The organism is Acinetobacter sp. RG5, from assembly GCF_031844265.1.
In the GTDB taxonomy this organism is placed as follows: Bacteria; Pseudomonadota; Gammaproteobacteria; order Pseudomonadales; family Moraxellaceae; genus Acinetobacter.
Window position 1 is genome coordinate 1 of the sequence record NZ_JAUZUV010000025.1, and the last position, 24,184, is coordinate 24,184.

24 protein-coding genes and 4 pseudogenes are annotated in these 24,184 nt (G+C 38.8%); 13 read left to right on the forward strand and 15 right to left on the reverse strand.

Annotation, left to right across the window (positions count from 1 at the left end; genetic code table 11):
• Nucleotides 1-249 (forward strand): FeoA family protein (locus Q9R21_RS13885; RefSeq protein WP_311204709.1); only part of this gene is annotated, 249 nt, incomplete at its 5' end.
• Complete coding sequence (locus Q9R21_RS13890) at nucleotides 239-2,068, forward strand: ferrous iron transporter B (protein ID WP_004812239.1); 1,830 nt, start codon at nucleotides 239-241, stop codon at nucleotides 2,066-2,068. The genes Q9R21_RS13885 and Q9R21_RS13890, both read left to right, overlap by 11 nt.
• 123 nt (nucleotides 2,069-2,191) lie before the next feature.
• On the opposite strand, the gene Q9R21_RS13895 is transcribed toward Q9R21_RS13890, so the two are convergent.
• Complete coding sequence (locus Q9R21_RS13895) at nucleotides 2,192-2,617, reverse strand: hypothetical protein (protein WP_004897257.1); 426 nt, start codon at nucleotides 2,615-2,617, stop codon at nucleotides 2,192-2,194.
• 96 nt (nucleotides 2,618-2,713) lie between these two features.
• Nucleotides 2,714-3,418, reverse strand: coding sequence for an IS6-like element IS1008 family transposase (locus Q9R21_RS13900; RefSeq protein ID WP_311204710.1), 705 nt, complete (start codon nucleotides 3,416-3,418; stop codon nucleotides 2,714-2,716).
• Between the two features lie 216 nt (nucleotides 3,419-3,634).
• Between Q9R21_RS13900 and Q9R21_RS13905 the strand changes: the two genes are divergently transcribed.
• Nucleotides 3,635-3,964, forward strand: coding sequence for a four-helix bundle copper-binding protein (locus tag Q9R21_RS13905; RefSeq protein ID WP_311204711.1), 330 nt, complete (start codon nucleotides 3,635-3,637; stop codon nucleotides 3,962-3,964).
• Between the two features lie 134 nt (nucleotides 3,965-4,098).
• Here Q9R21_RS13905 and Q9R21_RS13910 read toward each other — a convergent pair whose 3' ends face one another.
• A complete protein-coding gene (locus Q9R21_RS13910; RefSeq protein WP_311204712.1) occupies nucleotides 4,099-4,803 on the reverse strand; it encodes an IS6 family transposase in 705 nt (234 codons plus the stop codon).
• A gap of 243 nt (nucleotides 4,804-5,046) precedes the next feature.
• Complete coding sequence (gene arsH / locus Q9R21_RS13915) at nucleotides 5,047-5,541, reverse strand: arsenical resistance protein ArsH (protein ID WP_010117055.1); 495 nt, start codon at nucleotides 5,539-5,541, stop codon at nucleotides 5,047-5,049.
• 9 nt (nucleotides 5,542-5,550) lie between these two features.
• Between arsH and Q9R21_RS13920 the strand changes: the two are divergent.
• Nucleotides 5,551-5,740: pseudogene (locus Q9R21_RS13920) on the forward strand (DDE-type integrase/transposase/recombinase); the annotation flags it as partial.
• 16 nt (nucleotides 5,741-5,756) lie between these two features.
• On the opposite strand, the pseudogene Q9R21_RS13925 reads toward Q9R21_RS13920, so the two are convergent.
• The 4 genes and pseudogenes from Q9R21_RS13925 to Q9R21_RS13940 form a co-directional block, all read right to left on the reverse strand.
• A pseudogene (locus Q9R21_RS13925) lies at nucleotides 5,757-5,954 on the reverse strand (hypothetical protein); the annotation flags it as partial.
• Between the two features lie 23 nt (nucleotides 5,955-5,977).
• On the reverse strand, nucleotides 5,978-6,898 hold the full coding sequence (locus Q9R21_RS13930) for a copper resistance protein B (protein ID WP_004812258.1): 921 nt from the start codon (nucleotides 6,896-6,898) through the stop codon (nucleotides 5,978-5,980).
• The gene (locus tag Q9R21_RS13935) at nucleotides 6,885-8,798 is read right to left on the reverse strand and encodes a copper resistance system multicopper oxidase (protein ID WP_076755044.1); all 1,914 of its coding nucleotides are present in this window, start codon (nucleotides 8,796-8,798) and stop codon (nucleotides 6,885-6,887) included. Before Q9R21_RS13935 ends, Q9R21_RS13930 begins: the two co-directional genes overlap by 14 nt.
• An 89-nt stretch (nucleotides 8,799-8,887) precedes the next feature.
• Nucleotides 8,888-9,184: a hypothetical protein gene (locus Q9R21_RS13940; protein WP_005006338.1), complete on the reverse strand. Its 297-nt coding sequence runs from the start codon at nucleotides 9,182-9,184 to the stop codon at nucleotides 8,888-8,890.
• 148 nt (nucleotides 9,185-9,332) lie between these two features.
• Between Q9R21_RS13940 and Q9R21_RS13945 the strand changes: the two genes are divergently transcribed.
• Both Q9R21_RS13945 and Q9R21_RS13950 read left to right on the forward strand, forming a co-directional pair.
• Nucleotides 9,333-10,013 (forward strand): heavy metal response regulator transcription factor, encoded by a 681-nt coding sequence (locus Q9R21_RS13945; RefSeq protein ID WP_004679347.1) that lies wholly within the window; start codon nucleotides 9,333-9,335, stop codon nucleotides 10,011-10,013.
• Nucleotides 10,006-11,406 carry a heavy metal sensor histidine kinase gene (locus Q9R21_RS13950; RefSeq protein WP_005220172.1) on the forward strand — a complete coding sequence of 467 codons (1,401 nt, stop codon included), beginning with the start codon at nucleotides 10,006-10,008 and terminating at the stop codon, nucleotides 11,404-11,406. Before Q9R21_RS13945 ends, Q9R21_RS13950 begins: the two co-directional genes overlap by 8 nt.
• 38 nt (nucleotides 11,407-11,444) lie before the next feature.
• Here Q9R21_RS13950 and Q9R21_RS13955 read toward each other — a convergent pair whose 3' ends face one another.
• From Q9R21_RS13955 to Q9R21_RS13980, 6 genes are all read right to left on the reverse strand, one after another.
• On the reverse strand, nucleotides 11,445-12,728 hold the full coding sequence (locus Q9R21_RS13955) for an MgtC/SapB family protein (RefSeq protein WP_005220173.1): 1,284 nt from the start codon (nucleotides 12,726-12,728) through the stop codon (nucleotides 11,445-11,447).
• Nucleotides 12,725-15,100 (reverse strand): heavy metal translocating P-type ATPase, encoded by a 2,376-nt coding sequence (locus Q9R21_RS13960; protein ID WP_005220175.1) that lies wholly within the window; start codon nucleotides 15,098-15,100, stop codon nucleotides 12,725-12,727. The genes Q9R21_RS13955 and Q9R21_RS13960 overlap by 4 nt, the downstream gene beginning before the upstream one ends.
• Nucleotides 15,101-15,111: 11 nt before the next feature.
• A complete protein-coding gene (locus Q9R21_RS13965) occupies nucleotides 15,112-15,762 on the reverse strand; it encodes an isoprenylcysteine carboxylmethyltransferase family protein (protein ID WP_005220176.1) in 651 nt (216 codons plus the stop codon).
• A gap of 20 nt (nucleotides 15,763-15,782) precedes the next feature.
• Nucleotides 15,783-16,031 (reverse strand): DUF2933 domain-containing protein, encoded by a 249-nt coding sequence (locus Q9R21_RS13970; protein WP_004663998.1) that lies wholly within the window; start codon nucleotides 16,029-16,031, stop codon nucleotides 15,783-15,785.
• A gap of 28 nt (nucleotides 16,032-16,059) precedes the next feature.
• The gene (locus tag Q9R21_RS13975; RefSeq protein WP_311204713.1) at nucleotides 16,060-16,491 is read right to left on the reverse strand and encodes a hypothetical protein; all 432 of its coding nucleotides are present in this window, start codon (nucleotides 16,489-16,491) and stop codon (nucleotides 16,060-16,062) included.
• A gap of 603 nt (nucleotides 16,492-17,094) precedes the next feature.
• Nucleotides 17,095-17,337 (reverse strand): DUF2789 family protein, encoded by a 243-nt coding sequence (locus tag Q9R21_RS13980; protein ID WP_311204714.1) that lies wholly within the window; start codon nucleotides 17,335-17,337, stop codon nucleotides 17,095-17,097.
• Between the two features lie 351 nt (nucleotides 17,338-17,688).
• Between Q9R21_RS13980 and Q9R21_RS13985 the strand changes: the two genes are divergently transcribed.
• From Q9R21_RS13985 to Q9R21_RS14005, 5 genes are all read left to right on the forward strand, one after another.
• Nucleotides 17,689-18,069, forward strand: coding sequence for a copper resistance protein CopC (locus tag Q9R21_RS13985; protein ID WP_004681441.1), 381 nt, complete (start codon nucleotides 17,689-17,691; stop codon nucleotides 18,067-18,069).
• 64 nt (nucleotides 18,070-18,133) lie between these two features.
• On the forward strand, nucleotides 18,134-19,015 hold the full coding sequence (locus Q9R21_RS13990) for a copper resistance D family protein (RefSeq protein ID WP_005220177.1): 882 nt from the start codon (nucleotides 18,134-18,136) through the stop codon (nucleotides 19,013-19,015).
• Between the two features lie 469 nt (nucleotides 19,016-19,484).
• Nucleotides 19,485-19,679: a heavy-metal-associated domain-containing protein gene (locus tag Q9R21_RS13995; protein ID WP_004733233.1), complete on the forward strand. Its 195-nt coding sequence runs from the start codon at nucleotides 19,485-19,487 to the stop codon at nucleotides 19,677-19,679.
• A gap of 178 nt (nucleotides 19,680-19,857) precedes the next feature.
• On the forward strand, nucleotides 19,858-22,335 hold the full coding sequence (locus Q9R21_RS14000; protein ID WP_125279506.1) for a heavy metal translocating P-type ATPase: 2,478 nt from the start codon (nucleotides 19,858-19,860) through the stop codon (nucleotides 22,333-22,335).
• 157 nt (nucleotides 22,336-22,492) lie between these two features.
• Nucleotides 22,493-22,585, forward strand: coding sequence for a YHYH domain-containing protein (locus Q9R21_RS14005; RefSeq protein ID WP_151809984.1), 93 nt, complete (start codon nucleotides 22,493-22,495; stop codon nucleotides 22,583-22,585).
• A 44-nt stretch (nucleotides 22,586-22,629) separates the two neighbouring features.
• On the opposite strand, the gene Q9R21_RS14010 is transcribed toward Q9R21_RS14005, so the two are convergent.
• The gene (locus Q9R21_RS14010; protein WP_005006352.1) at nucleotides 22,630-22,896 is read right to left on the reverse strand and encodes a metal/formaldehyde-sensitive transcriptional repressor; all 267 of its coding nucleotides are present in this window, start codon (nucleotides 22,894-22,896) and stop codon (nucleotides 22,630-22,632) included.
• 80 nt (nucleotides 22,897-22,976) lie between these two features.
• Here Q9R21_RS14010 and dmeF point away from each other — a divergent pair.
• Both dmeF and Q9R21_RS14855 read left to right on the forward strand, forming a co-directional pair.
• Nucleotides 22,977-23,879 (forward strand): annotated as a pseudogene (dmeF, locus tag Q9R21_RS14015) (CDF family Co(II)/Ni(II) efflux transporter DmeF); the annotation flags it as partial.
• A 128-nt stretch (nucleotides 23,880-24,007) separates the two neighbouring features.
• A pseudogene (locus tag Q9R21_RS14855) lies at nucleotides 24,008-24,109 on the forward strand (TetR family transcriptional regulator); the annotation flags it as partial.
• Between the last annotated feature and the right edge of the window lie 75 nt (nucleotides 24,110-24,184).

Here is a 24,184-nt window from a genome sequence, read left to right on the forward strand (position 1 = left end):
CAAGTTAAACAAAATCAGATCGTCAAAATTAGAGATCTCAAAAAAGGTAATCAATACAGTCATACCACTGATCCCGTATTGGAACGGCTCCAACTATTAGGTTTTAGAGAGGGTGAAACTCTACAAGTACTCGCTAAAGGTGTTTTTGGCGGAGATCCTGTTTTAGTTCAAATTGAAACTTCAAGATTCGCATTAAGAAAGAATGAAGCTGAAAGAATTTTTGTAGAGTTAGTATCCAATGAAGATTAAGAACATTGCATTAGTCGGTAATCCAAATTGCGGAAAAACCTCTTTATTTAATACGCTTACTGGTACGCGACAAAAAGTTGCCAACTATGCTGGGGTTACCGTAGAAAGAAAAGAAGGTTCTTTTAAATTACCTTCTGGTGATGCAATACGAGTATTGGACTTACCCGGAACTTACAGTTTAAAACCTAGTAGTTTAGATGAAGAAGTCACCAGGGCAGTTTGTTTGGGCGAGCTAAAAGGTGAAATTCTACCCGATATTTTTATATGCGTTGTAGATGCCACAAATTTAAGCTTACATTTGAGCTTGGTTCTCGAAGTTCGTGCTCTAAATCGCCCTATGATTCTTGTATTAAATATGATGGATGAGGTCAAAAAGCGTGGTATTTCCATTAATAAGGATAAACTGTCTCAACTGTTAGGTATCCCTGTAGTTGAAGCTGTCGCAGTTAAAACAAAAGGAATTCAAGATTTAATTAATCAATTAGATCAAAAAAATCTTTTTATTACTCCTTATCATTCTGAATTAAGTCATTTTGAACAGGTCAAACAAATCACCAAACAAGTTATTTTAAATAATGACAGTGGTGATAAAAGAACCGCATTTCTAGATAAAATTTTTCTACATCCTGTATTGGGTTTAGTAATCTTAACTTTAACCATGTTTGTGATGTTCCAGGCGGTATTTATATGGGCAACGCCTTTTATTGAATTCATTGAAAATTTTGTCGCATGGCTCAGTGATTTTATTGGACCACTAATCCAACATCCTCTATTAAAAAGCTTGGTTGTGGATGGGGTAATTGCTGGTGCAGGTAGCGTGCTTGCATATATGCCTCAGATTTTGATTTTATTCTTCTTCATTTTAATGCTTGAAGAGTCAGGCTATTTACCCCGAGCAGCATTTCTTTTAGATAAATTAATGTCTAAAGCCGGGCTTAGCGGCCGTTCATTTATTCCTCTGCTATCCAGTTTTGCTTGTGCGATTCCCGGAATTATGGCAACCAGAAGTATCAGCTCTGAACGGGACCGATTAGCAACAATTATGATTGCACCCTTGATGACCTGTTCAGCAAGATTGCCAGTATATGCTTTATTGATCGCGGCATTTATTCCGAACCAATTAATCTACGGCTGGTTAAGTCTGCAAGGATTAGTCCTTTTTGGTCTTTATATGTCGGGAATAGTCTCAGCGTTATTAGTTTCAGTGTTTCTGAAATTGGTTCGAAAAGATAAAACTGAAAGTATTTTTATTTTTGAACTTCCCACATACCGAATTCCAGATATTAGAAATATTGCATTAGGCTTATATGATAGGGCAACTATTTTCTTAAAACGAGTTGGTGGCATTATCGTCGCACTGTCTATCTTGTTATGGGTGCTAGTCACGTTCCCTCAACCACCAGATAATGCAAGCACGCCGGCCATTAACTATAGTTTAGCTGGTCAGTTAGGACATTTAATTCATCCTATATTTGCGCCTATTGGGTTTACATGGGAAATATGTATTGCACTCATTCCTGCTATGGCAGCAAGGGAAGTTGTAATTGCTGCTCTTGGGGTGATTTATGCGATGTCAGGTGATGAAGATACAGTAACTCAAAGTCTGTTAAGTCAAATTTCAGGCCCGGATGGATGGGGGTTAGCCACAGGTTTATCATTATTGGTATGGTTTATTTTTGCTCCCCATTGTCTTGCTACGTTAGCAACAATTAGACGAGAAACTGGCAGCTGGAAACAGCCCATCATTATGGCAACTTATTTGTTTGCATTAGCCTACATCTTTTCATTCATCACATATCAAGTTGCGAGTAAGTTTTAATTAGCAAATGAATAAAAGAGGGGGGGAGCTAGCTCCCCCCCCCCTTTATTAAATTACTCGATGTAAGCGTGGGCTTCTGAATACTTTTATCTAACTATAACAACTACTTAAATGTTTAAATCTCTAGGTTTTGAATAGTCGAGGTATCAGACGAATATAGATTGGTAAAAAGCATAGTTCAACGATAGTCTGAGTCAAGATTACAGCAGGAATTATGGGCATACTTCCCGGAATTGCAAAAGCTAATGGAAGAATAACAAATGAATTTCTATATGATGCTGAAAAGGACACAGCACTAGCAGAGCCAGATTCTAATCGAAAAATACGAGCAATTATCCAACCCACGAATGGAGCAATAATGGCAAAAGAAATATAAATTGGTAAAGCTTGAAGAGCTGCACTTTTTGCAAGCCCAATTTGAGGCATAACTGATGCTAGGACGATAAACAAAACTAGGGCTGTGGCAGGTACAGGAAATAAGTTTAGGCTTTCAGCCACTTTTTCTGCTTGTTCATTTCTATTCCCAATGAACTGAACTATAGCTGCCATTGCTAAGGGGGCACTGTTGCAAATAGAGATTTGAGTCGATGAAGGGCACTGTTGCAAATAGAGATTTGAGTCGATGAAGTTCCTTTTTAAAAGTGCTTAGAGACCGAAAACCCTGTTGATTAGAAACACTTCACCTTGAGGCTGACCATAATAAAATGACGATGCTTGTCCTTTACGTAGTGCACGCATGACTTCAATACCTTTGATTATGGCATAAGCCGTCTTCATAGATTTGAATCCTAATGTGGCCCTGATGATCCGCTTTAACTTACCATGATCACATTCAATGACATTATTTTTATACTTAATCTGCCTGTGCTCAATATCTACTGGACATTTTCCTTCTCGCTTTAACCGTGATAAAGCATGGCCATAGGTCGCTGCTTTATCTGTATTGATGACCCGTGGAATTTGCCATTTTTTCACCGTATTGAAGATTTTTCCTAAAAAACAATAGGCTGATTTACTGTTCCGTCTAGCGGAAAGGTAAAAGTCAATCGTATGACCACGTTGATCAACTGCACGATACAGGTAAGTCCATCGCCCCTTCACTTTGATATAAGTCTCATCCATATGCCATGAATGTAAATCTGTAGGATTACGCCAATACCAGCGTAAGCGTTTTTCCATTTCTGGAGCATAACGCTGAACCCAACGATAAATTGTGGTGTGGTCAACATTCACACCCCGTTCAGCGAGCATTTCTTGAAGTTCACGATAGCTGATGCCATATTTACAATACCAACGAACAGCCCAAAGAATGATTTCACCTTGAAAGTGCCGACCATGGAAGGGATTCATCTGCTGTATCTCGAAATAAATAAGATATTTAGCTTATCATGTCAGCCTATTTGCAACAGTGCCTGAATACATGAGCAGCTAAATCACTCAAAGCCAGCATCTAAAACCATTTAACAAAATCTATGACTATTTTACTTTCCCTTACCTAATCGTCCTAGTGTATATCTTTTTTTTTGATTAGCTTATTCCTAAATCAAGTGACTTTAGGTAAGTATGATGAACGATATCCAATTTTCAGATTGCGCAAAGGCATGTATGAGCTGTTACCTTACCTGTGCCAGTTGTGCAAATGCCTGTCTAAAAGAAGAAAATCTGGAGATGATGCGAGAATGTATTCAGCGTTGTCTAGATTGTGCAGATATTTGTCAGCTCTGTGCTCGTATGCAGCAAAAAGAATCTCCTTTTATGAAAGAAATTTGTGAGCTTTGTGCCAAGGCTTGTGAATACTGTGCAGATGAATGTAGCCAACATGAGCATCAACACTGCCAGCAATGTGCTGATGCTTGCCGTGAATGTGCCGTCGAATGTCGAAAAATGGTTGTCTGATAAATAAAAGAATTAGTTGAGTTTAGGATTTACTCAATGAATAGCCAACGTGTTAGTTGTTAGTGGGTCAAACCACTAACAACGGCACTGTTGCAAATAGGGATCTGAGTCGATGATTTTCCCTTCAAAAAAGCTTAGAGACCGAAAACTCTATTTACTAGCCAAACTTCTCCTAGAATATTACCGTTATAAAATAATGAAGCTTGTCCTTTACGTAGTGCACGCATGACTTCAATACCTTTAATTGTGGCATAAGCCGTCTTCATAGATTTGAATCCTAATGTGGCCCTGATGATCCGCTTTAGCTTGCCATGATCACATTCAATCACGTTATTTTTATACTTAATCTGCCTGTGCTCAAGGTCTGGTGGACATTTACCTTCCCGTTTTAACCGTGATAAAGCACGTCCATATGTGGGTGCTTTATCCGTGTTGATCACTTGTGGAATTTGCCACTTCTTCACATTATTTAAAATTTTTCCAAGAAAACAATATGCTGATTTGGTATTACGTCTAGAAGAAAGATAAAAATCAATGGTATCGCCACGTTGGTCAACTGCACGGTATAGATATGCCCATTTGCCATTCACTTTTACGTAAGTTTCATCCAGATGCCATAAATGTCGATCTGTAGGATTACGCCAATACCAGCGTAAACGTTTTTCCATTTCTGGAGCATAACGCTGAACCCAGCGATAAATTGTGGTGTGGTCAACATTCACTCCACGTTCAGCGAGCATTTCCTGAAGTTCACGATAGCTGATGCCATATTTACAATACCAACGAACAGCCCAAAGAATGATTTCACCTTGAAAGTGCCGACCGTGGAAGGGATTCATCTGCTGTATCTCGAAATAAATAAGATATTTAGCTTATCATGTCAGCCTATTTGCAACAGTGCCGTTTCTGGTTCAAAGCCTTCACCTTTTCCTTATTTATCTCTGACTTCTTTAATGTAAAAACCCAATCATGAAGACTGGGTTTTTACAATATTCATTGTACCTTTAACAGCACTTCATCGGTACAGCATAAAAGTGTTACTGACCTGGCAATGAGGCGCAGTATTTAATACCATCCAGCATTTATAAACTGCGCTGATTTACACGCTTGGACAACTCTTCAGCCGATTCCTTGCGTTCAGAATAACGATCAGTCAGGTATTTGCTTTGACCACGAGTCAGTAGAGTGAACTTAAATAACTCTTCCATGACATCCACAATCCGGTCATAGAAAGCTGAAGGCTTCATTCGTCCATCTTCTTCAAATTCCAAGAAAGCTTTCGGAATTGAAGACTGATTTGGAATGGTGATCATCCGCATCCACCGCCCCAAAATACGCATCTGGTTCAGGCTGTTAAATGACTGTGATCCACCACTGACTTGCATCAAGGCAAGGGTTTTACCTTGGGTAGCACGGATTGCTCCTCCTGCAAGTGGAATCCAGTCTATTTGTGATTTAAAAATGGAACTCATAGAACCATGACGTTCAGGTGAACACCAGACCATACCTTCAGACCATGCAAGAAGCTCATGCAGTTCTTTTACTTTTGGATGCTCAGTATCCGCATCTTCTGGCAAAGGAAGGCCCCACAAGTGATAGATACAGATAAAGCACACATATGGAGGTGCTTTGTCACGGTTAAAATGGGAAAGAAAATGTCCACCAGATCTTGAGCACAGGCAGGTTAAGTATAAAAATAACGTGATCGAATGTAATCATGGCAAGCTAAAGCGGATCATTAGGGCCACTTTAGGATTCAAATCGATGAAGACGGCTATGCCACATGCATCTATTCAGATGGCATTAAACACCGATGATGTACAGACGAAGTAGTAGCAGCCGATCCTACTAAAAGAATAGCAAACGATAAAAACAGCGATAAGCATGTTTTTAACCACTGCATAAAAATAGACCAAAAATTAAGCTTTTTTAGTTTTACAGATTCGAAAATAAATAGTAATAATTCATGAATAGTAGCCGAAGCTACCATTCATGAATCCAAATCATACTATTTTAAAAAACTAATTCGATGCCTGCACCATATTTCCATCCCTTTTCAGACTCTGTTGCCTCTTGCATAGAAGTGGCTTTCTGTCCTTTTTCATATTGGTAAGCAACATCAATGAAAGGTTTAATTCGCTTAGTAATCTCATATCGGGTTTTGATACCAGTTTTTAGTTCTGATAAACCTGATTTTGCAGCATAGTTAGAATCATCGCTAAATATTACATCTGCTTCGATATAAGGTTGAGTAATAAGTTTCTGAGTTAAAAGCAAATCACGTTCTAATTCAAAACTTGCTCCCCAAAAATTATTCTCACCGCCATAAAGATATGCTTGTGTTTCAAAGAAATAAGGAGCTAATCCTAATACACCAATAACACCATCAACTCGATCACTGTTGCTGCTATTTTTATCTTCGCTATATCTTACACCAGCTTGTATATCCCAAAATGGGGCTACGTTACGGCTATAAAGTGCTGATACAGCATATATTGGATCATTACTTTCTGACTTTTCCGAATTGGCTTCAATAAATAGACGATTTTCATCTGTTCCAATCAAAGTTTCAAGCTTTGTTCCTAGGTTGCCCTTACCGTCTTCATCAACCATCCATGCATTTTCAAGTCTTGTTACTTGATAAATTTGTCCGCCATGTTCTTTAAGATGATCATCGTGAGATCCGTCTGATGTCTTTCTTGCAGTCAAAATAATATTATCTCCCCCATTTGCATTTTCCATTGAATAATATTCTGGATACAATTCTTGGGGGCTATATCTTAAGCCACCAGACTCCTGTAATAAGACTCTCATACCATTTGTAATATTACTTTCTTGTTCCGAAGTGCTGCTATTAGCAAAAGTTAAGTTTGATATACTTATTAATGCAATTGATAAGACTGTTTTTGAGAAGAAATTCTTAGTGATTTGCATGTGGATTTACTCCCTTCTCATTTACTTGGGACTGAGGAACAGTCTTTGTAGAATTACCATCTTCCACTTGAGCTACAATGAGTTTATTCATCATTCCTGCACTCATATGGTAAAGCAGGTGACAATGAATAGCCCACTCACCTAACTCATCAGCTGTGAGTAGAGTGGTTATCGTTTTCCCAGGTGGAACAATTACCGTATGTTTGTTTGGCATATTGCTTGGATCCTGACCATTCTCAAGCTGCATAAACATGCCATGTAAGTGCATTGGGTGAGCCATCATACTGTCATTGACAAATTTTAAGCGAATACGTTCACCATACTTCACCACTAGTGGGTCGGCTTCATTAAATTTTTTACCATTTATTGTCCAAATATAACGCTCCATGTTTCCACCAAGACGGATCTCTATTTCACGTTCAGCTGCACGAGTGTCTTTTTGAGGATCTAACGATTGCAAATCACTATATTGCAATGCTTTATTACCTTCAGGTGTTGAAGCATTTGCCCATCCAAATACGGTATTATCATTCTTGTCTGAAGCCGCCTTAACAGTAGCGCTATTCATCGGCATATCATGATCCATACCTTTCATAGAAGACATATCATGATCCATACCTTTCATAGAAGACATATCGTGATTCATGCCTTTCATAGAAGACATATCATGATTCATATCTTTCATAGAAGACATATCATGATCCATACCTTTCATAGAAGACATATCGTGATTCATGCCTTTCATAGAAGACATATCATGATCCATACCTTTCATAGAAGACATATCGTGATTCATATCTTTCATAGATGACATATCATGATTCATTCCCATATCTTCCATAGTCAATAAAGAACGAGGACGAGGCTTAGGCATCTCAATTTGTTTGACCGCTGGGCTGCTTTCTTCATGTAATGTTCCCACTGAAAAACCGGTACGATCAATAGATTCAGCTTCAATTTGGTAATGTGCTTGTTTTGGTTCCACAATGACATCATAGGTTTCAGCAGTACCAATACGGAACTCATCTACAGGAACCGGCTTTACAGGTTGACCATCAGCACTGACTACAGTCATTTTTAGGTTTGGAATGCGTACATCAAAGAATGACATAGCGGAAGCATTAATAAAACGAAGGCGAACTTTTTCACCAGCTTTGAAGTTACCGGTCCAGTTTTGCTGAGGTGTTTTGCCATTCATTAAAAATGTATAACCAGTCACATCGGACATATCTGTTTTCAGCATTCGCATCTGATTCCACATAGAACGGTCTTGCCAAGTCGCTTTTAGCCCATCACGTTTAACTTGTTTTAATACATCGAATACTGTTTCGCGGCGGTTCTGATAGTAATCTGCTTCTTTTTTAATATTTTTCATAATTTGATCACTTGTCGAATTATGAAAATCAGAAAGCAAAACAACGTAATCTTTATCGGTTTTTTCAGCAGCTGTTAGTGGAGTTTTATCTTTAGGATAAATAACAAAAGCACCATATAAACCGTCTTGTTCTTGTCCTTTACTATGTGAATGATACCAATAAGTACCATTTTGGCGGACTTTAAACTTATATTCATAAGTTTTATTAGGGGCAATGCCATTAAATTTGTTAAATCCAGGTACACCATCCATAATTCCAGGTAATAATAAGCCATGCCAATGGATTGAAGAGTCCTGATTTTTTAACTTATTGTGAACACGGATAACGGCCTCATCACCTTCTTCAAATTCAAGAAGTGGTGCAACGAATTTACCATTTACAGTAATTCTCTCAACTGGTTTTCCTGTGATATTTACAGTTTGTTCAGCGATTGTTAAATCATATTCTTTAACTGCCGCCATTACCCAAGTTGATGAAAATAAACCAACTCCAATTAAGAGTATATGACTTAACTTTTTTGACATTCTATCTCACCTTTAGAAAGGTCAAGGTTGAAGTAATAAAGCAAATATTTAGTATAAACTTTAATACTTCTTTCTCGCTATTTATAAAATTATTTATTGCTACCAGGCATATTCATCTTTGAATGATCCATTTTAGAATGGTCCATATTCATCATAGAATGATCCATTTTTGACATGTCAGATGAGTTAGGAGACTGATGTTGACTATGATCTTGCTGAGTCTTGTCATCTTTTTCCATTTTACAAGGTTTTGTACAAGGTTCCTGTGCTTTTACCGTTTTAGTGGCACTTGAGGTTGATACATCTTTTGCCCAAGATTGAGTACCAGCAATTAAAGTTCCAGCACACATTAAAATTGTTAGACTACGACGCACTACAGTTTTCATAAGTTTCTCTAAAAGTTAATTTCTTGCTACTACACTAAAGTGAAGCACTGAACATCTAAGTGACTTGAAAATGACATTTTTGTAATCTATCTCGATCAGATGTTTTATAACGTTATTATAGTTTTAATGAATAACTTAGGATTCTGAGATGAGAATACTATTAGTTGAAGATGAACAAAAAACTGGTGATTATCTCAAGCAAGGTTTATCCGAAGCTGGCTATATTACGGACTGGGTTACAGATGGGTTAACGGGTAAACATCAAGCTCTTTCTGAAGAGTATGACTTAATTATTTTAGACGTGATGTTACCTGGACTAAATGGTTGGAATATTATCAATGATATTCGTAGCAGCGGTAAAACAATGCCCATTCTTTTTCTTACCGCCCGAGATCAAATCGAAGATCGAGTAAAAGGATTAGAGCTAGGCGCTGATGATTATTTAGTTAAGCCTTTTGCTTTTGCAGAGCTTCTAGCTCGAATAAAAACGCTCCTTAGACGAGGGCAACAAAGAGAAGATAATAATATTATTAAGATTGCTGATTTAGAACTTGATTTGAGAAAACGTCGGGTAACACGAGCAGGTCAACGCATTGATCTGACGGCTAAAGAATTTGCGCTTATGGAGCTTTTTATGCGTAGAAGAGGTGAAATTCTACCAAGAGCACTTATTGCATCTCAAATTTGGGATATGAACTTTGATAGTGATACAAATGTAGTTGAAGTCGCTATTAAACGATTAAGAAATAAAGTAGATAGTAATTTTACCCCTAAGTTAATTCAGAATATTCGAGGAATGGGGTATGTATTAGAGGTAGAAGATGAATAATAAATTATTCAAATCTATCAGTTTTCGTATTGGTATTATTTTCTCATTATCGACTATATGCATTCTCATTATGATGGGGTTTTTCATCCATAAATTAGTGATGCATCATTTTGAAACGCAAGATCGTACCCAATTAGAAGGTAAAATCCAGCTTATTCAGAATCTTCTCCAACAGCATCCTAAAAATTCTCCAGAACTTGATCTATATTTGAAAGATGCTTTAGTTGGACACCATGATCTTATGGTCCAAATAGAACGACCGGCAGGTCAGATTTTATTTAGTTCAGCATCTTCAATCATTAATACTCAACAGTTAATCAAGTCAGCAAATAACCCTTGGATTAAATGGAAAATTAAGAATAAGACCTATCGTGGCATGATCTACAACATGGATATAAACAAAAATACTGAAATACAATCTGTACGCATTATTGTGGGGATCGATACATCTGAACATCTACATTTTTTAAATGATTTTAAGCGTCAACTTTTTTACATTGGTTTAGCCGGTACGATTTGTTTAATGTTTTTAGGCTGGTTTGCAACCTGGAGAGGTTTAAGACCCGTGCAAAAAATGGCTAAGGTCGCAGAAGGCATTTCTGCCCAACATCTTTCAGAACGTTTAGAAGTTGAGCACACACCAACAGAACTAAAATCATTAGCAATTGCCTTCAATGATATGCTCGACAGACTAGAATCAGCTTTAGAAAGGCTTTCCGATTTTTCATCTGATTTAGCGCATGAAATTAGAACACCGATTAATAACTTAATGACTCAAACTCAAGTATGTCTTGCCCGTAAACGAGATACCAGTACCTATCAAGAAGTACTATTTTCTAATTTAGAAGAATTAGAACGTTTGGCTCGAATGGTATCCGATATGCTTTTCTTGGCAAAAGCAGAACATGGCCTAAAATTACAGAACTTACAGAATATTGACCTGGTTAAAGAAGTTACAGCCTTATTTGATTTCTATGATGCGCTAGCTGCCGAAAAAAATATGACGCTTCAACAAACAGGATCTGGAAATGTCAAAGGTGATCCTGCTATGTTACGTCGAGCACTCAGCAATCTATTATCTAATGCAGTTAAATATGGAAATAAGAATTCTACAATACGCATAAAACTTCAACAGAATTTAGATAACACAATATTTTCAATTGAAAATGAAGGCCCTGAAATCTCTCCTGAACAACTATCCAGGTTATTTGATCGATTTTATCGAACAGATGCATCTAGACAAAGAACAGAAGAAGGAACCGGCTTAGGGCTCGCGATAACAAAATCTATTCTTGATATGCTTGGGGCGACCATCCAGGCTGAATCCCTCAATGGTCGAATCATTTTTACCATTGTTTTTCAAAGTGAATCCATGCAAGGGGAATCATTTTAACTCATTTTTTGAACATCTTCCATTTACCCGAGTTGACCTTACATAAAGCTCAAACTGAGAGCCAGAGCTACGCCAGCACCTATCATGGCAATTGTGTAGCCAAATATGATAGCTCGGCCAAACTGTGCCCCCCCTGTCATCCATGCAATTGTCGCTTTGCTTAACATGTTGCTCAGTGTGGCCAGCCCTAGCGCGACAGCAGCCACATTTGTTGTTAAGCCTTCAGTACTATGCAGGCGGGCAAGTGAGACTAAAATAGCATCTACGTCTGCTAGCCCAGAAATAGTCGATAATACGAAGATGCCGCTGGTGCCCAACCATTGTTTTGCTGCCGGGACCAAGACTGCCATGACAGCCAGGAAAGCAGCGAAGCTGAATGCTGTCCCAAGATCAAAAGGAGCCATTGCTTCTATTGTTCGATCGTTGTTTTCAGCGCTGGTAATTTGGCGTTGTCTCCACAATGCCATACCCAGCAGAAGGATTCCCGCAATCATCATTGCACCACCAAAAGTGCTTAGCAATGCTGGCTCAATGACGCCTATCAGCACAACCATACGAAAAAACATGATGCCACAGGCAGCCAATGTTCCAGAAATAGCAGCACTGACCATGACGGGGTGCTGGCGTGTATAGCGTGCCAGTGCGACAGTTGCAGCTGTAGAAGATGCCAAACCACCCAATAGACCTGTCCAGAGTATGCCTCTTTCTGAACCGGTGAGCCGCATGGCAAAATGACCTGCCAGAGAGAGTCCGGCAATCAGGATCACTGCCCACCATAACTGGTAAGGATTTAATGCAGCAAAAGGTCCCATACCCGTATTGGGTAAGTAAGGTAATATAACGACAGAAAGTACCAGTAACTGCAGGGATGCGGTTAATTCACGATGTTCGATCAAGCGTAACCAACCATGTAAGGTTGGCTTGAGATCCAAAAATACAGCCACGATGACAGCCGCTGTTAATGCTAAAGTAACATTACCATGGGATGCATATGCACCTAGAACTAATGTCAACAGCATCGCGATCGTCGTGGTAGCGCTTAGATTACCGGAAAGTCTTGCGGTACGCGCGTAGGATACCGTAAGTAAAAGGGAAAGCCCTAATACGGCTGCGACTAGTGGCCAAGGCCCAAAGTTTGGCTGTAAATGACCGAGCACTCCTCCGAGTAATCCTGTCAATGTGAAGGTACGTAGGCCTGCTACTCGGCTGCCTTCTGGCAGTTCACGATCATTCCATCCTCGTTCTAAACCAATGAGCAGGCCGATGGCAAGTGCTGCAATCAGGCCTGATACATCTGGTGGAAGAAAAAGACTCTCTATCATAGCTTTTTATGTCGCAGGCGAAGGGCATTGGTGATGACTGAAGCTGAACTCAAACTCATAGCCAAGGCCGCAATCATGGGTGACAACAACCAACCGGTAAATGGGTAGAGTACGCCAGCTGCTATTGGGATACCCAAGGCATTATAAAGGAAAGCAAACATGAGGTTCTGTTTCATGTTGCCAACAGTAGCTTCCGAAAGTGAACGGGCAACCGCGATACCGCGTAAATCTCCCTTGACCAAGGTAACTTGAGCACTATTCATTGCGACATCAGTTCCGGTCCCCATAGCGATACCGACATCAGCCTTGGCTAGTGCTGGTGCATCATTGATTCCATCGCCGGCCATTGCCACGATGCGACCTTGCTTCTGCAATTTGCTGACAAGTTCGAGTTTATCTGCGGGTTTAACTTCACCATGTACCTCATCAATACCCAGACGTGATGCGACTGAACGGGCAGTGGTGAGACCATCTCCTGTTGCCATCACGATACGTAGTCCAGCTTCCTTCAGGGTGGCAAGTGCTTCAGGGGTACTTTTTTTGATGGGATCGGATACTGCAAGCAGGCCGGCCAATTCACCATTGATGGCTAGATGCATCACACTTGCACCTTCTGAACGCAGCTCTTCGGCTTGCGGAATCAGAGATTGTACCGAGATACCTAATTGCTCCATCAGTGCTGTGTTGCCCAAAGCTAACTGACGATCGCCCACTTGACCTCGAACACCAATCCCTGAGCCTGATTCAAAATTATCTGGTGTTTCAAGAGGCAGGCCACGTTCGTGTGCTGCGTTTACAATCGCTTCGGCTAGCGGGTGTTCACTGCCTTGATCAAGACTGGCGGCTAAACGTAATACTTCAGATTCATCGAAACCTGATGCGGCAACCACACGATCGAATACAGGGCGTCCTTCAGTTAACGTACCTGTTTTATCGATGATTAGTGTGTCAATCTTGCGTAGATTCTCAATGGCTGCTGCATCGCGGAACAACACACCATGAGTAGCACCTTGACCCGTTGCAACCATGATAGACATTGGAGTTGCCAAGCCTAGTGCACAAGGACAGGCAATAATGAGTACTGCCACAGCATTGATTAATGCATAAACCCAGCTCGACTCTTCTGGGCCGAACAGTCCCCATCCAAAGAAGGTAAGCAAGGCAATGGCTACTACAGCCATGACAAACCAACCTGCAACCTGATCAGCCATGCGTTGCATTGGTGCTCTCGATCGTTGAGCTTGCGCCACCATCTGTACGATCTGGGATAACATGGTACTTGAACCAATTTTCTCTGAACGCATGATTAGGGAACCATTGGTATTCAGGGTAGCACCAATGACTTTATCACCGATGCGTTTAGTGATCGGTAAAGGTTCACCTGTCAGCATCGATTCATCCACTGAACTACTTCCTTCAGTGATTACACCATCCACAGGCACTTTTTCACCTGGGCGAATTCTGAGTAAATCTCCTACATGGACATGCGTTAGAGGAACATCTTCTTCAGTTCCATCAGGCAGGATTCGGCGAGCTGTTTTAGGAGCGAGCCCAAGGAGTGACTTAATTGCAGCAGAAGTTTGCGAACGTGCTTTTAATTCCAGTATTTGCCCCAGTAGGGTCAAAGAAATGATGACCGCTGAAGCTTCAAAGTAAACAGCGACACGACCCATGGAGATAAATGAGTCTGGAAAGATTTGTGGTGCAATGGTCGCAACCACACTGTAAATAAAAGCAGCCCCTGTACCTAGACCGATCAGGGTCCACATGTTTGGGCTGCGATTCACAACCGATTGCCAACCACGGGAAAAAAATGGCCAACCTGCCCACAGTACAATCGGGAGTGACAACACCAGTTCAATCCAGCTCTGAACTGCCATGTCGAACAGGTTCATTTGATGACCAAACATCGCCAAAAAAGTCACGATGATGGTCAATGGCAGTGTCCACCAGAAGCGTCGGCGGAAATCACGTAACTCCGGATTCTCATCTTCCTCTAATTCAGGAATGAGTGGCTCCAGTGTCATTCCGCATTTAGGACAGTTTCCAGGATGATCTTGTTTAATTTCTGGATGCATTGGGCACGTATAGATGATCGTGCCTGTTGTGCTTGTCTCATTAACGGATTGAGTAGTCTGATGATGCTGTGTATGTGCATCGGCAGTCGTCGTTGCGGGTTTAGCGATATATTGCACCGGGCTGCTATGAAACTTTGATTGACATTTATCACTGCAAAAAAAGTAAGTTTTCCCCTTAAATTCCTCATGGTATTTCGATTCTTCAGTGACGGTCATACCACAGACTGGGTCTTTCAGTACGTCTGTTGTAGCCTGTGCCATATGGTCCTGGTTATGATTTTTTTGATCTGACATAAATAATTCTCTTATGGTAAAGTGGTTTTATGGCCGAATTTTGGAATAAATCTCGGAGTCTGTTGAGCATAGCTGTCATAGACAGCGCCAAACTGTTTACTCATTTCAGCCTCTTCCTTAATTGCCAAGCGGCTGTACATTAAGAGTAAGATTGGAAACATAATCAGTGTCAGTAAAGTTGGCCATTGCAATAAAAACCCCAGCAAGATCAAGATAAAAGCCACGTATTGGGGGTGACGTATGCGCGCATAGGGTTCGGTTACTGCCAATTGGTGATGACGTTGTGCGTTGTACAGCACGTGCCATGACGTTGATAACAGGTAAAATCCATAGCCCAAGAAAACGTAACTGGCGATATGCAAAATGCCAAAATGTGGATCACCTTTTTCACCTAATAGCGTTGACCACAAGTGACCTGCATTATGAGAAAGTAAGTCAAGTTGAGGGAAGCGAGTTTGAAGCCAACCAGATAACAGGTAAATGGTTAAAGGAAAACCATACATTTCGACAAATAGAGCAATGATAAAAGCCGAAAAGGCCCCAAATGTACGCCAATCGCGCGCAGTGGAAGGTCTAAAAAAACTGAAAGCGAACATGATAAAAACTGCTGAGTTAATGATAACCAGCGTCCATAAACCATAGGCCGATTCCGCATGATTCATGATGGATCTCCTGATAAGAGCTATTTTTTGTTATCAGATATATCGGATTTTTTTTGCTGCGAGTGGTTATGCCCATGACCACCATGCATAAAAATATGCATGAGTGGGCATGCTAAAAGGAGTAAAAAGGGTAAAACACCAACGACATGGGCCAAATGCTCGGTTAAGAGAAAATAGGCTGCCACACCACCAATCACGAATAGGCCGATGGCATAACGTGTAGACCAAAAGTTAGGTACTGAATTATGTTCTTGAGGTTGATGGTTCATGGTGCTTCCCTCTCTAATTCATGGGTAATTATTTAGTTGTGGAGGGAGGCATACAGTCCATCATCATCTGCATCATGGATTGCATCATGTCCATACGTTTTTCCATTATCTGCTGACGGTCAGCCATATTTGCATTCATGCTTTGGCTGCCCATCTGTTTCATCATACTCATACCTCCTTGCATGAGTTTCATGTGCTCAGCCATAAGTTTCTGACGTTCTTGTGGGGTTTTTGCAGCCATCATCTTCTCATGCATGGCTTGCATCGCCTTCATGTGTTGATCCATTGCAGCCATTTTATCTGTAGCAGTGGTGCTGGTAACTGTTTGCTTAATTGTTACTGCAGATGGTGCTGTTTTTTCAGGGTGGTGATCTTTGTGTTCATCGGATTGCTGTGCAAATGTATTCAATGACGCGGCTGCGATACATAAGCCCAAAAAAATGTTTTTGAATTTCATCATAATTTTTTCCTTTAAATAATTTGGAAGTAAAAGCTATGTTTTAGTACTGAACAGAGTCTAGGAATTTGACTACTAAACTGATGAAATTTTTGGTTATTCTCTGTCTCTCTTAAAAATTTTAGCACTATTAATTAATTATTTTTAAAAATGACAAAAATGTAATTTTGAGATCTTCTCGAAATATATAGTCTATGCTGAGATGACAAAAATTTTATTTAATATTAATCTTTTAAAACTATTAAAGTTGTTATGATTTTATGTGCTTAAAAAAATAAAAATGAAATGATTAGATGACTCCAAGGCTAGTTAGAGACACATTCTTAATGTAATTTACACTGTTATTCCTTTAAAGAAAAAATACAGTTGATCAAAATAGTTTTTTATAGAAAAAAGGGTGGATAATTTAATTATTAAACTTATTGGTATATTTATTAGATAGAAGGTAAAGAAGATTATTTTTAATATTAGGGTTTATAATCCAAATTTCAGAGTAAGGAATCTACTACTTATATAATAGAGATTCCATCTCCAAAACAGTACTACTGTATGAATGAGTTGTATTCAATGCAGGGAAGAATGTAGATCCTTAATACTAACGGAAAATTATTTTACTGAATTTTCATGTAAAGACTCATTTAATTGATCAATCACTGTCGTCCATTCACCATCAGAGTGTAGTTTTTCTTCTAAAAAATGACGTTGAGCATCAGTCCAAAAAATTGCTTGTGTTAAAAAAACATCTCCAGATAGCTGATGGCTCTCTATGAATTTTGCAATTGCTTCTTCAGTAGAAGCTAAACCAAGCTGTTCAAATAATTTGGTCATTCTTGGACGTGTTTGAGTCATGTGCTTAGCCCATAAATTTATATTAGATCAAATTAAACATAACATGTTTATATTTAAACTAAAATATAAAAAATTAAATAGCTACTATTTTCTTAGACAAAATGATTACTACATTTCATAAATCAACCACCTACATAATTTGTTTGTTAAATGATCATTATTTTTCAATAAGATTATTTTAATAGTTAAAGATTTTAAATTTTAAAAATGACAAAAATGTAATTTTGAAGTCATCGCTCTGTTTCTGTCTCTCACTAATAATTGAAATATAAGAGGAGATGATGTGGTCTCATTAAATATAGATTTTATAAAGTCATCTCTAATGAACTAACGAATCAAGAGGAAACGTAAATGAAATTATTTCAAAATAAAATGACTGCTCTACGTAATGTTGTAGTAGCTGCAACGATGATTGTGGCTACTACAACTACGTTCGCTCATGTGAGTTTAGTGAGTGCGATTCCTGCGGAAAATGCATCTATCCTTAGTCAACCAAAGAACTTGACCCTTAACTTTGGTGCAGAGGTTATGTTGATGAATATTAAGTTACTGGATGCTCAGCGAAGAGATGTTCCTTTAAAATATAAAGTTACTCATGACTTAAAGAAATCCTTTGATGTCGCTCTTCCGAAACTGAAAAAAGGTAAATATACCGTTGTCTGGACAACAATGGGGAAAGATGGTCACAACATGAATGGTGAATATAGTTTCACTATCAAATCAACTAAATAAGAATTGATTACCTTTCAACATGTCAGTGAGGTGCTGGCATGTTGTTCTAGAATGGACAAAAATAATGATTTCTGAATATTGGATGTGGGCCACTTGGTTAACTAAGGTTATTTTATATTTAAGTGTAGCTTTTGTCGTTGGTGGAGCCTTTTGCTATTTTTTACTTAGACAATATCTTGAACTAAAAGAATCGATTCTTAAATATATTACAATTGGCGCTGGATTAGGCCTAATTTCCAGTACCTTGGGATTTTTTATTCTGATTGGTAGTTTTGCCAATACTGGTATTACAGGGATGGTGGACCCCACGTATATTAATATATTGGTTAATACTCCGACGGGGTATATATACGTTCTTCGTTCTATTAGTTTTGCTCTTTTACTTCTTCTCATGGTGGTTAAAGTTAACAGGAACAAAGGTCAGTTTTCTATAATTGAAAGTTCAATATTTTGTATTTTACTTATCCCGATTATTTTTAGTTTTTCCCAGCTCGGACATGTCGCTAATTTAACCTTACTTGCTCAAATTTTATTATCAATCCATATTCTAGTTATGTCGTTATGGATGGGGTCTTTATATCCGTTATGGAAAACCAGCCGGGAAATAAGTGGTTTACCTTTAAAAGATCGCATGCATGTATTTGGACGTATTGCTGCTTTCATTGTTGGGATATTAATCGCCTGTGGCGCTAGTGTAGCTCTTCTTTTAATTAAAGATTTTAATACCTTAATCAATACTGCATATGGCTATGGTTTCATGGTTAAAATGTTTTTTGTTATAAGTATTCTACTTTTAGCTGCCTTCAACAAATGGTATTTCACCCCGCGTCTTCAACATCCTAAATTCGCTAAACACCTTAGTCATGCCATTTTATTTGAGATGTTATTAGGTCTATCAATTCTATTAACAACAGGCTATATAACCACTGTCGTGGGTATTGAATAAGAGAATTTCAAAATAAGGGAATTGAGGAAATTTAACATTACTGCATTTATCTTTTGTAGCTGAGCAATAAAGTTTCTACTGGACTGTCAACTTACGACAATCAGAACAGTAAAATCGCATCATGAGGCATTATACATAAAGGTAGTCACCGGTTTTTAGCTTATCTTCAACCCATAACGGTCTCATCTATTCAGTTCACTACCATTGATTGAAATAACTAATCTTATAAATTTCAGAGTGATCGTAGATGACAAAAATGTCATTTTAAAGTCACATTAATGTTGGTTAAGTACTTTTACTGTAGTCATTAGAACACTCTTCTTTGGAATACTCTGAAGAAAACTGTAAGGTTGTAAACAGACCAAGTTACAGCGAGTAACTGATTCAGAAAAAGGCTGGTTGTATGGTGAAAGTTTAGAGTTACTGTTCTAATGTTTTAAACAAATGTTTTGTTAAAAAGGAGCAACATATGAAATTTCACATCGCTAATATGACTTGTGGTGGTTGTGCACGCGGCATTACTACCGCAATTAAAGAGCTCGACTCGAATGCTTCACTCGATATTGATTTACAAAACCGTATCGTTGAAATCAACACAACAGTGAGTCAGGATAAAGTCATTGCCACTCTCAGTGAGCGTGGATTTACAGCTGATCCTGCTTAATCTCTGTTAGAGTAACAGTGGGAATTCCTTACCACTTTTACTCTCTCTTATTTTCCTCATCGTACAGATAAAATCTGTACTTGCTTGCAATAAAAGTAGCCCCTGAATTCCCCATAATCTTGGTTCGAGCTGATCTTCGCATATAGAACTCAGCATATCTAAATGATAGAGATCGTATATGAGTACCGAAATGACTGATACGCCACACTACAGTGAAACATTAGAGATTGAGGGGATGACATGTGCTTCTTGTGTAGGCCGTGTGGAAAAAGCCTTAAAATCTCTTAAGGGTGTTGAATCGGCTCATGTAAATCTGGCTACCGAAAAAGCAGTCATTTATTCGCATCGTCCCCTTGATCGTTCTAGTTTAATTAAAGTTGTAGAAAAGGCTGGCTACGAAGTGGAAGCGCTGCAACCAATAGAGCTTACGATTGAGGGTATGTCATGTGCTTCTTGTGTAGGTCGAGTAGAAAAAGCCTTAAAATCTGTTGAGGGTGTGGAATCAGCACATGTAAATCTGGCTACTGAAAAAGCGACTATTCAGGCAAGCTCATCTGTCACTCGTGACTCGTTAATTCAGGCTGTCACCAAAGCAGGGTTTGAAGCAAAGTCAGTTCATCAAACTACGGAAAGCTTTCAAGATAAAAAAAATATTGAATTAGAAAAACTTAAAAAAGATTTAATTTTGTCAGTCTTATTGACTCTACCCGTTTTTATTTTAGAAATGGGATCACACCTGATTCCCGCCTTTCATACGTTTATGATGGATAACATTGGCCAACAAAATAGCTGGTTAATGCAATTTTTCTTGACCACAGTAGCATTAATTTTTCCAGGCCGACGCTTCTTCAAAAAGGGCATCCCAAGTTTATTCCGCTTAGCACCAGACATGAATTCCTTGGTGGCTGTAGGAACATTGGCTGCTTATCTTTATTCAGTGGTTGCTACTTTCTTTCCAAGTGTCCTGCCACAAGGCACGGTCAATGTTTATTATGAAGCTGCAGCGGTTATTATCACTTTAATTCTATTAGGTAGATTTTTTGAAGCCAAGGCAAAAGGCCGAACGTCTTTAGCAATTCAACATCTAGTTGGAATGCAGCCTAAAGTTGCCAGAATACAGCTCAATAATCAGGTGATAGAAGTTCCGATTGCCGAAGTTCAAACAGGAACGATTGTAGAGATTAGACCAGGTGAGCGTATCCCTGTCGATGGTGAAGTTATTCACGGCCAAAGTTTTATTGATGAATCCATGATTACTGGCGAGCCTATGCCCGTTGAAAAAACGATAGGCTCTACTGTGGTAGGAGGAACAATTAACCAAAGTGGCAGCTTAAATATCAAAGCCACCTCTGTTGGTAGTTCATCAGTGCTTTCTCAAATCATCCGAATGGTTGAACAGGCACAGGGTTCCAAGCTGCCTATTCAGGCATTGGTTGATAAAATTACCATGTGGTTTGTACCTGTAGTAATGGGTCTCTCTCTTTTAACTTTTCTTACGTGGTTTATCTTCGGCCCTGAACCAGCCCTAACTTTTAGTTTAGTGAACGCGGTTGCTGTACTCATTATTGCATGTCCTTGTGCGATGGGACTTGCAACGCCTACATCAATCATGGTGGGAACTGGGCGGGGTGCTGAAATGGGGGTTTTATTTCGTAAAGGTGAAGCTTTACAGCTGCTCAAAGAAACTAAAGTGGTTGCAGTTGATAAAACAGGGACTCTGACTGAAGGGAAACCAATTTTAACCGATCTGCATGTCTTAGAAGGTTTTGAATACAATACCGTACTTTCACTGATGGCAGCCGTTGAATCAAAGTCTGAGCACCCTATTGCTCGAGCAATTGTACAAGCCGCTATAGATAAGGAATTAATCCTGTCTCCTGTTGCTGATTTTAAATCAGTGACCGGCTACGGAATAGAAGCGAAGGTTTCTGAGCATTTGGTTCATATTGGTGCAGATCGATATATGGAAAAACTAGGTTTGAATCCTACTGTTTTTTCTCAATTTTCGGATCGTTTGGGAGAAGAAGGAAAAACCCCTCTCTATGTTGCGATTGACCAGAAACTTGCTGCCATTATTGCTGTAGCAGATCCAATTAAAGAATCAACATTTGCTGCAATTGAAGCGTTACATCAGTTAGGTTTAAAGGTTGCCATGATTACAGGTGATAACCGTCATACAGCTCAAGCGATTGCAAAAAAACTAGGTATTGATGAGGTTATTGCAGAAGTCTTACCAGAAGGTAAAATAGAGGCCGTTAAAAAATTAAAAAATCAATATGGTAAACTCGCATATGTTGGAGATGGCATTAATGATGCCCCTGCACTTGCAGAAGCAGATATTGGTTTAGCAATAGGTACAGGTACAGACGTAGCTATTGAAGCTGCTGATGTGGTTTTGATGTCTGGCAACCTGAAAGGAGTGCCAAATGCTATCGCTTTAAGCAAAGCGACTATAACCAATATTCGTGAAAATTTATTTTGGGCATTTGTTTACAATGCAGCTCTGATTCCTATTGCAGCAGGTGTACTTTATCCGCAATTTGGACTGCTACTTTCTCCTGTATTTGCTGCTGGTGCAATGGCTCTCTCGTCAATATTTGTACTAGGAAATGCTTTACGATTAAAACGTTTTAAAGCCCCCCTTGCAATTATTTAACCATTTTTTATATACATTTAAAGTTTTGTTGGCTTTACTTTATATATTTGGAAATAGTCTAAGCCATGTTGGCTTTTATTAAATATCATACAGTTGATATTCTAATTATTTGAGAGGGATTAAGATGAAAAGAATTTTATTAATATGCTTTATAGGCATGTCATTTACCTATGCGAATGCTCATTCTGGGGGAACGAACTCACAGGGTTGTCATACCAACAGTAAAACTGGTGATTACCACTGTCATTAATAGGTGCGCACACAGTTTTTTATTTAAAAGACTGTGCTTTAAAGTTATAAGTAGCGTTTAACTAAAGCTAAAAATTCATTTAGTTCTTTTTCCTTTATTTTCTCAGTATCACCGAGTACATGTTCTCTAAGATGAAGTTCTATTAACTCATTCATTAAGCCATTTATCGCACCTTTAATTGCTGCAACTTGCTGTAATACCTCAATACAAGAATTTTCAGAATTTAAAATATTCTGTTCAAGGGCATTAGTTTGACCTTGAATTCGTCTAATCCGATTTAAAATTTTTTTGTTCTGATTTAAGTGAGACATACTATTCAACCTCAAGAACATATACTATGAGGGAGTATTAATTGTGGTGCAATAAAATGTAATATCTAAATAATGTTAAAAGTGACCATTCGCATCAATTTGACGAAGGAAATCCTTTAGCACAAAAGAAAATTTTAATCGCAACCATCCTCACTGGTGTAATGATGGTGTTTGAAATTTTTGGAGGATGGTTCTTTAATTCCATGGCTTTATTGGCTGATGGATGGCATATGAGTTCTCATATGTTGGCATTGGGCTTAGCTTATTTTGCCTATAAAATGGCTCGAAAATATGCTCGTGATCAGAGATTCTGTTTCGGTACATGGAAGATAGAAATCTTAGCTGGATATTCGAGTGCCATTTTATTGATGGTTGTTGCTGTATTCATGGGTGTTCAATCGATAGAACGTTTATTCAATCCTGTGAATATTCACTACAACGAGGCAATTTCAATTGCGATTGTTGGCTTGATCGTTAATTTTATTTGTGCCTGGTTACTACGTGAAAATGGTCACCACCACCATCATCATCACTCTCATGATGACCATGACTTAAACCAGAAAGCCGCTTTTCTTCATGTAGTAGCAGATGCAGTAACTTCTGTATTAGCGATTATTGCACTTTTCGCAGGGAAGTATTTTGGATGGGATTTTTTAGATGCAATTCTAGGGATCGTAGGTGCAGTGCTTGTAGCACAATGGTCTTGGGGATTGATTAGAGAAACAGGTAAAACATTGCTTGATGCAGAGATGGAACATCCTGTAGTAAAGGAGATTCAGGAAGTTGTAGAGGAATTAGATAACCAAATTACGATTACTGATCTGCATGTCTGGAAAGTAGGTAGAAGTAAATTTTCATGTATTTTATCCCTAAATACAGTTAATGACTCCTTAACAGCAGAGGTAGTTCGTAAAGCTTTGTCAATTCATGAAGAGATTGTTCATATTTCTGTTGAAATTAACAAGAATTTCCATGTTGTTTAAATTAATATTTATTCCTTTTAAACTTTATCAGTCTATTTATGTAAATCTTAGATTAGAATTTGTTTGTTGTAGAGCGTCGGGGCGCCTCGGCAATTCTGCGTGTTGAAATAGAAAGGAAAATTCATTACTTTAAAGCGCAAAGCGTGTTGCAGATGCAGCTCTTATTCCGAGGAATTTTACACTGGTATCGCCCGCCGATAGAAACACCAGATCCGGCAGTCAGGACGTAAATAACCATTCCTCCAGTTTAAATAAAAAAACCTGCAGATTCGATGCAGGTTTTTTTTAGAGATAATCAATCGCGT